An 8,010-nucleotide genomic window follows, 5' to 3' on the forward strand; every position below is an offset into this window, starting at 1 on the left:
AGCGTCATCTTCGATCCCGACGTCTACCCGGTGAACTGGGCCTTCTGGGATGGGCGCGTCTCGGTCGAGCACTATCAGGAGGAGCACCCACTGGCGTGGGAGGAGGCGGCGCCGTCGATGGTGGAGGCGCCCCCTGCCGAAGCGGACGAGGCGGAACCGGTCAGCCACAAGGGCCCGCCGGGATAAATCTCGCAACCAGTCCGTATCCAAATTGACGCAGGAGGGCTGAGCTTGCGCGACCACCAGCAGCTAGGGCCCCAGTAAGGAGAACGACCGATGAGCGGAGAGGAAAAGAAAGAGGCCCCAGGAGCCCCGGCCGCGCCCCCCGAGGCACCCGGGCGGCGCCCCAGCCTGGTCCGCAACCTGATCAGCCTGAGCGGGGCGGTCATCATGTTCGTCGCCCTGGCCAACATCCTCTTCCTGTTCCTGGTGGAGTCGGTGGGAGGACGGTCGCGGCCTTATCTCGGCATCTTCGCCTACATGATTTTTCCCGCGGTGCTGGTCTTCGGTTTCATCCTGGTGCCGATCGGGATGCTGCTGGAGAGGCGGCGGCGGCACAAGCTGGCGCCTGGCCTGGCCGTCCTGCCGCGCATCGATTTCAACAACCCGCATCACCGCAGCGTCTTCGGCGCCTTCGTCAGCGTCGCCATCCTCTTCCTGCTGATCAGCGCGGTGGGCAGCTACCGGGCCTACGAGTTCACCGATTCGGTGAGCTTCTGCGGCCAGCTCTGCCACAACGTGATGAACCCGGAGTTCACCGCCTACTCGGCCTCGCCGCACGCCCGCGTGGCCTGCGTGGACTGCCACGTCGGGCCGGGCGCCACCTGGTACGTGCGCTCCAAGCTTTCCGGTCTGCGACAGGTCTACGCCGCCACCTTCAACACCTTCCCGCGGCCCATCCCCACGCCGGTGGAGAGCCTGCGCCCCGCCCAGGAGACCTGCGAGCAATGCCACTGGCCGGAGAAGTTCTACGGCGCGCAGTACAAGGAGATCACGCACTTCGGCAACGATGAGAAGAACACGCCGCGGCGCATCCGCATGCTGATCAAGACCGGCGGCGGCAGTCCCACCACCGGTCTGACCACCGGCATCCACTGGCACATGAACATCGCCAACGAGGTGTGGTACATCGCCACCGACACCAAGCGCCAGGTCATTCCCTGGGTGCGGGTGAAGGACCGCCAGGGTCGCATCACCGAGTACCTGGCCAAGGATTCCACCCTCAAGCCCGCCGACATCCAGAAGGCCGAGAAGCGGCGCATGGATTGCGTGGACTGCCACAACCGCCCCACCCACATCTACACGCCCCCCGATCGCGCGGTGGACAACTCCATCCTGGCCGGGCACATCGATGCCGGCCTGCCCTTCATCAAGCAACAGGCCGTCACCGTGCTCACCAACTCCTATCCCACCACGGAGGCGGGGCTGGAGGGCATCGCCACCGAGCTGGACCGCTACTACCTGACCAAGTACCCGGACCTCTACAAGACGCGGCAGCAGGCGGTGAAGGACGCCATCGCCGAGGTGCAGCGCATCTTCCAGACCACCATCTTCCCCGAGATGCACCTGGACTGGCGGACGCACCCCGACAACATCGGGCACTTCTACTACCAGGGCTGCTTCCGCTGCCACGACGGGCAGCACGTGAGCGTGGAGGGCAAGGTGATCCGCAAGGACTGCGACACCTGCCACACCATCCTGGGGCAGGACCAGGAGGGCAAGGCCATGGCCACGGCGCCGGGGGCGAGCTTCGTGCATCCCGGGGGCGACCTGGGCGACCTGACGGCCATCAACTGCAGCGACTGCCACACCGGCGGAAGCGGGCCGTAGGCCCACGGAAGCCGCATTCCATGCGGCTCCCAGCTCTTGTGATTTGCGTCACATTCCCGTGTGACTAGAGGCACTGCCGGGTGCGCCTGCCTCCCCTATCGTGGAGGTGAGCAGAGGAGGCACCCATGCAAGCCAGCGCGGATCCGGTCCTGGTCCGGGAGTGGGACAACGACCTCTTCCACCGCCGCGTGCTGGAATACGAAGCCAAGGGCTACGTCGCGCGCCGCGAGAGCTACACCATCATGGCCGACATGAATCCCGAGACCGGCGAGGTGGTCCACCTCTACCTCATCGAGATGGTCATGCCCGAGGGCATGGAGCTGCCGGAAGCGGCCTAAAGGGGACGAGGGAGGGGTCATGGAAAACGGGAATGGAAAGCCGCGGTTGATTTTCTGGGAGGTGACCAAGGGTTGCAACCTGCGCTGCATCCATTGCCGCGCCACCGCCACCGAGCTTTCCTCGCCACTCGACCTGCCCACCTCCAAGGCACTCAATCTTATCGAAGAGATCGCTGCCTACGCCTCGCCCATCCTGGTGCTGAGCGGCGGCGAGCCGCTCTACCGCGCCGACATCTTCGAGCTGGCGAAGTTCGGTACCCGCAAGGGCCTGCGCATCGCGCTGGCCACCAACGGCACCCAGGTGACTCCCGAGGTGGCGCGCAAGATCGTGGACGCGGGCGTGAAGCGCGTCTCCATCAGCCTGGACGGGGCCAACGCCCAGACCCACGATGCCTTCCGCGGCATCCCCGGGGCCTTCGACGCGGCGGTGCGCGGGCTGCGCAACCTGCAGGAATTGGGCATGTCGGTGCAGATCAACATGACCATCGCCCGGCACAACGCCCACGAGCTGCCTGCAGTGCTGGACCTGGCCCGCGGCTTGGGCGCCGACGCCCTGCACACCTTCCTGCTCGTTCCCGTGGGCTGCGGCGTCGACATCGCCGCCGAGCAGATGGTGCCGCCAGAGGAATACGAAGGCATCCTCAACTGGTTCTACGACCGCTCGCAGGAGGGCGGCATCGAGCTGAAGGCCACCTGCGCCCCCCACTACTTCCGCGTCGTGCGGCAGCGCAAGGCAGAAGAGCGCAAGGCCCGGGCGCAGAAGCCGGCGGCGGGAGGCATGCGCTTCCCCTCCATTGGTCCCATGGAAATGACCGCGCCCGGCTCCACCGGCATCTCGCTGCGCCCGCAGCACGGGGGACATCCCGGCGGCCATCCCGAGGGCATGCACGCCATGACCAAGGGCTGCCTGGCGGGCTCGGGCGTGTGCTTCATCTCCCACCAGGGCGAGGTCTATCCCTGCGGCTACCTGCCGGTGCTGGCCGGCGACCTGCGCAAGCAGAGCTTCGCCAGCGTATGGGAGCACTCGCCGGTCTTCCTGCAACTCCGCGACACCGACAACCTGAAAGGGAAGTGCGGCCACTGCGAGTTCCGCAACATCTGCATGGGCTGCCGCGCCCGCGCCTTCGCGGCCTCCGGCGATTTCTTGGACGAAGAGCCCTTTTGCGTCTACCAGCCCCGCATGCAGGACCTCAAAACGGCGCGCCCGGCTGAGACGGAACCAGCCCGGTGAGCGACGGCATGGCGAGCTTGGCGGCGCAGCGCCCAATCCGCCCTGAGGCAAAAGACGAAGCCGCTCCCGGAGCAAAGGCCGGGCGCGTGCGCTCGCTGGTGCTCCCGCGCGAACACGGCGCCTGGGGCATCCTGCTGGTGCCGCTGGTCACGGGCGCCGCCGCCGGTCTGGCGGCTGGCCGTCGGCTCCTGCCCCTGCTGCTGTTCACCCTGGCGGCGCTGGCGCTCTTCTGCTTGCGGGTTCCAACCGAGGTCCTGCTCGAGACCACACCCCAGCGCGCTCAAGGCCTGGCCGAGCGGCAGACGGTGATCTCCTTCCTCTCCTTCTATGCCTCGGTGGCTGCGGTGGCGCTTCTGCTCCTCTTTTGGGAGGAACATGCCTGGGGCCTGCTGTGGCTGGGTGCGGCAGCCGCCCTGGGCTTCGTAGCGCAGGCGGTGCTGCGCAAGCTGGGGCGCGACACGCGCATGGCCTCGCAGTTGGTGGGCGCGATCGGGCTGACTTCGACCGCAGCCGGCGCCTACTACGTGGTCACGGGCCAGATGGGTACTCGCGCCCTGGTGTTGTGGGCTGCCAACTGGCTCTTCGCCGCCAACCAGATCCATTACGTCCAGCTTCGCATCCGCGCCGCCCGCGCCGCCGGCCGCGTGGAGAAGTTCGCGCGCGGCTGGACCTTCCTGCTGGGCGAGGCCGCGACCGTCTCTCTGCTGACGCTCGCCTGGCGCTTCGCGCTTCTGCCGGGGTGGGCGATCCTCGCCTTCGCACCGGTCTTGCTGCGCGGCGTGGCCTGGTTCCAGGGTGCGCCGGCTCCCCTGCAGGTCCATCGCCTGGGAAAGAGGGAGCTGGCGTATGCCATCGCCTTCGGTATCCTGCTGATCCTCGGCCTGCGGGTCGGCTGACCTCCAAGGCTTCAGGATGCCGTCAACCACCCGGGCGCTGCATTGACTTGGCGCGCACGCGCCCATATGATTCCGACTCCAGAGGGCCTCCCCACCCAGTGATCGGGCAAACCATTTCCCACTATCGGATCTTGAGCAAGCTGGGCAGCGGTGGCATGGGCCTGGTGTACGAGGCGGAAGACACCAAGCTGGGCCGCCGGGTAGCCTTGAAGTTCCTGCCGCCCGACTTGGCCGGCGACCCCCTGGCCCTGGAGCGCTTCCAGCGCGAGGCCAGCACCGCCTCCTCCCTCAACCACCCCCACATTTGCACCATCTACGAGATCAACGAGGGCGATGGGCAGCACTTCATCGGCATGGAGTTGCTGGAAGGAGAGCCGTTGCACCAGCGCATCGCCCGGGGCCCGGTCGGGCTGGAGCAGCTGTTGCAATGGGGCATCGAGATCAGCGATGCCCTGGACGCCGCTCACCGCAAGAACATCGTCCACCGCGACATCAAGCCGGCCAACGTCTTCATCACCCAGCGCGCCGAGGCCAAGGTGCTGGACTTCGGCCTGGCCAAGCTGCAGGAGATCAAGCGGCACGTCGGCGAGATGGTGGGGGTGTCGACCATGGAGACGGTGGGGCCGGCGGACCCGCGCCTGACCAGCCCGGGTACGGCCCTGGGTACGGTCGCCTACATGTCGCCGGAGCAGGCGCGCGGCGAGTCGCTGGACGCGCGCACCGACATCTTCTCCCTGGGCGCGGTGCTCTACGAGATGGCTACCGGAGTCCTGCCCTTCGGGGGCACGACTTCGGCGGTGATCTTCGACGGCATCCTGCACAAGCAGCCCACCTCTCCCGTCCGCCTCAATCCGGACCTTCCGCCCGAACTGGAGCGCATCATCCACAAGGCCCTGGAGAAGCAGCGCGAGCTGCGCTACCAGTCGGCGGCCGAGGTGCGCACCGACCTGCGCCGGGTGAAGCGCGACTTGGAGTCGGGCAAGAGCGCGGCCGCGCACGACTCGACGGCCCGCGCCGCGGTCCCGGCGGAGAAGTCGGTGGCGGTCATGTACTTCGAGAGTCTGGGCGGCGCCAAGGAAGACGAGTATTTTCGCGACGGCATGACCGAGGACGTCACCACGGAACTGCTCAAGATCAAGAGCCTGCGCGTCTTCCCCCGCTCGGCGGTGCTGGCGTTTCGCGACAAGCAGATCCCGGCAGTGCAGGTAGGACAGCAGTTGGGGGCCGCCTACGTGCTCGAGGGCAGCCTGCGGCGCTCCGGGAACCGGCTGCGGATCACTGCCCAGCTGGTGGAGACGGGCACGGGCCACTCGGTGTGGGCGCAGCGCTATGATCGCCAGCTCGAGGACGTCTTCGCCATCCAGGACGAGATCGCGCAGAACATCGCCCAGGCGCTGCAGGTGGTGCTGAGCGAGCGCGAGAAGAAGGCCATCCAGAAGCCGCAGACGGTGGACGTGCGGGCCTACGATTACTATCTCCGAGGCCGGCAGTCCTTCCACCAGGTGCGGCGCAAGTCCCTGGAGCAGGCGCGCCAGATGTTCACGCGCGCCATCGAGATCGATCCCGGCTACGCGCGCGCCCATGCCGGCGTGGCCGATGCCTGTTCCTGCCTCTACATCTTCTGGGAGCCCACGGGCGCCAACCTGCGCCAGGCGGAGGAAGAGAGCCGGCGCGCTCTGGAACTGGAGCCCGAATTGGCCGAAGCCCACGTGGCCCGCGGCCTGGCCGCCTCGCTCGACCAGCAGTTCGAGGCCGCCAGCCGGGAGTTCGAGACCGCCCTCAGCCTCGACCCCACCTTGTTCGAGGCTTTCTACATGTACGGGCGCGCCTGTTTCGCGCAAGGCAAGCTCGCGGAAGCCGCACGCCTCTTCGAGCAGGCCTGCAGTGTTCGCCCAGAGGACTACCAGTCCCCCAACCTGCTGGCCCTGTGCTGCGACGGCCTGCGGCGCTGGTCCGACGCTACCAACGCCTACCGCCGCTGCGCGGAAGCCGCGGAGAAGCATCTGCAACTTCAGCCCGACGACGAGCGCGCCCTCTACCTGGGCTCGCAGGCGCTGTGCCGGCTGGGAGAGCGGGACAAGGGTCTGGCCTGGGCGGCACGCGCCCTGGCCATCGATCCCGAGGAGCCCGCTGTCCTGTACAACGTCGCCTGCACCCACGCCTTCGCGGGAAATGTAGACGAAGCCCTCGACTTGCTTGAGCGCGCGGTGCGCAACGGCTTTGGCTACCGGGAGTGGATCGGCAGCGATCCTGCCATGGATTCGCTGCGCATGCGCCCGCGATTCCAAGCCATCGTCAAGGGGACGGCCTAGCGCCGAACTGCACCATGCCTGCCGCCAAGAACAGCCACCAGGCGATCCTGGAGAAGGTGCCCATCTTCACCGGGCTGGCGCCCGAGGAAGTCGCCTTCCTCGCGGCCCGCGCCGTGCCCCGCAAGTTCCAGGCGGGCGAGACGATCTTCTCCGAGGGCGAGCCCTGCACCGGCCTGTGGGTGGTGGAGAGCGGCGCCATCCGCATCTTCAAAAGCTCGGCCGGAGGGCGCGAGCAGGTGCTGGGCGTGGAGCGCACGGGTGGCTCCGTAGCCGAGCTGCCGGTCTTCGATGGCGGGGCCTACCCAGCTTCCACCATGGCGGTGGAGGACTCGACGATGCTGTTTGTCAGCAAGAAGGACTTCCAGGCGCTCTGCCTGGAGCATCCCGAGGTGGCGCTGAAGGTGCTCCGCGTGGTGGGGGCGCGCCTGCGCCGCCTGGTGGGGATCATCGAAGAACTCTCCTTCACCACGGTGCGCCACCGCCTGGCGGCTCAACTGGTGCGCCTAGCCGAGCACCAGGGCAAGAAGACCCCGCAGGGCCTGGAGTTCACGCTGCCCAACAACCAGGAACTGGCAGCGCAGATCGGCACGGTGCGCGAACTGGTCTCGCGCAACCTCAGCCGCTTCCAGGCCGAGGGTGCGATCAAGATGGACGGCAAGACGGTGGTCGTCACCGACCTCAAGGCGCTCCAGGACGAGCTGGAGAGCGCCGAGTAGGTAGGGTGCTATCTCCTTTCATATCAGCTAGGTACAGCCTGTGACATAAGTCATGGCCGGGCCCGCCTGCGGTCGGCACAATGGGCTTCGTCAGGAGCGAAGACCATGGCACACAGGCCCGCCGGAGTCCTCATCCAGGAGCACCACCAGGCCAAGAAGCTGCTGGCCGAGTTGGAAGCGCTGGTCGGCGTGGCGGGCAGCGCTGAAGTCTCTGACCAGAGATCCCACACAAGCGACAAGGAGAAGGAATCCATGAGCATGAGTGCGACCCAGACCGTGCGCGAGCTGGCGGTCGAACATCCTGCAAGCACCCGCGTCTTCGAGGCGTTGGGCATCGACTACTGCTGCGGCGGCCAGAAGTCCCTGGCGGAGGCCTGCAGCGTAGCCAAGCTCTCCGTGGAGCAGGTTCTCGAAACGCTGGAGCAGGCGGAAGCCGACCGCCAGCCGTCCGAACACAACACCGACTGGCAGGCGGTCCCGCTGGCCGGCCTGATCGAGCACATCATCAACACTCACCACCAGTTCACGCGCGAGGAACTGGCGCGGCTGGAGCCGCTGCTGGAGAAGGTCTGCAAGGTGCACGGCCAGAACCATCCCGAACTGCTCGAGATTCGCCGTGTGTTCGCGGGGCTGAGCCAGGAGCTGACCCTGCACATGATGAAGGAGGAGCGCATCCTCTTCCCCTAC

The 8,010-nt window shown here is 67.2% G+C and carries 8 protein-coding genes; all 8 read left to right on the top strand.

Features of this window, described 5'->3' with window-relative positions:
* Window positions 1–186: hypothetical protein (locus VEG08_06845; GenBank protein ID HXZ27702.1), on the top strand; the 186-nt coding region annotated here is incomplete at its 5' end.
* A gap of 90 nt (window positions 187–276) precedes the next feature.
* Entirely contained in the window at window positions 277–1,830 is a 1,554-nt protein-coding gene (locus tag VEG08_06850; GenBank protein HXZ27703.1) for a NapC/NirT family cytochrome c, read from the top strand.
* A 125-nt stretch (window positions 1,831–1,955) separates the two neighbouring features.
* Window positions 1,956–2,168: a hypothetical protein gene (locus VEG08_06855; protein HXZ27704.1), complete on the top strand. Its 213-nt coding sequence runs from the start codon at window positions 1,956–1,958 to the stop codon at window positions 2,166–2,168.
* Between the two features lie 19 nt (window positions 2,169–2,187).
* Entirely contained in the window at window positions 2,188–3,399 is a 1,212-nt protein-coding gene (locus VEG08_06860) for a radical SAM protein (protein HXZ27705.1), read from the top strand.
* Between the two features lie 86 nt (window positions 3,400–3,485).
* Window positions 3,486–4,295 carry a YwiC-like family protein gene (locus VEG08_06865; protein ID HXZ27706.1) on the top strand — a complete coding sequence of 270 codons (810 nt, stop codon included), beginning with the start codon at window positions 3,486–3,488 and terminating at the stop codon, window positions 4,293–4,295.
* A gap of 131 nt (window positions 4,296–4,426) precedes the next feature.
* The gene (locus VEG08_06870) at window positions 4,427–6,607 is read left to right on the top strand and encodes a protein kinase (GenBank protein HXZ27707.1); all 2,181 of its coding nucleotides are present in this window, start codon (window positions 4,427–4,429) and stop codon (window positions 6,605–6,607) included.
* Between the two features lie 14 nt (window positions 6,608–6,621).
* Window positions 6,622–7,323, top strand: coding sequence for a Crp/Fnr family transcriptional regulator (locus VEG08_06875; GenBank protein ID HXZ27708.1), 702 nt, complete (start codon window positions 6,622–6,624; stop codon window positions 7,321–7,323).
* Between the two features lie 105 nt (window positions 7,324–7,428).
* A partial coding sequence (locus VEG08_06880) for a DUF542 domain-containing protein (GenBank protein HXZ27709.1) occupies window positions 7,429–8,010 on the top strand: 582 nt, incomplete at its 3' end.

The sequence above is a fragment of the Terriglobales bacterium genome (assembly GCA_035624475.1).
GTDB lineage: Bacteria > Acidobacteriota > Terriglobia > Terriglobales > Acidobacteriaceae > DASPRL01.

Bases quoted from the DNA above. Each gene is read 5' to 3' on its own strand.
- VEG08_06875 (HXZ27708.1), top strand. From the start codon at position 6,622: ATGCCTGCCGCCAAGAACAGCCACCAGGCGATCCTGGAGAAGGTGCCC.
- VEG08_06860 (HXZ27705.1), top strand. From the start codon at position 2,188: ATGGAAAACGGGAATGGAAAGCCGCGGTTGATTTTCTGGGAGGTGACC.
- VEG08_06855 (HXZ27704.1), top strand. From the start codon at position 1,956: ATGCAAGCCAGCGCGGATCCGGTCCTGGTCCGGGAGTGGGACAACGAC.
- VEG08_06850 (HXZ27703.1), top strand. From the start codon at position 277: ATGAGCGGAGAGGAAAAGAAAGAGGCCCCAGGAGCCCCGGCCGCGCCC.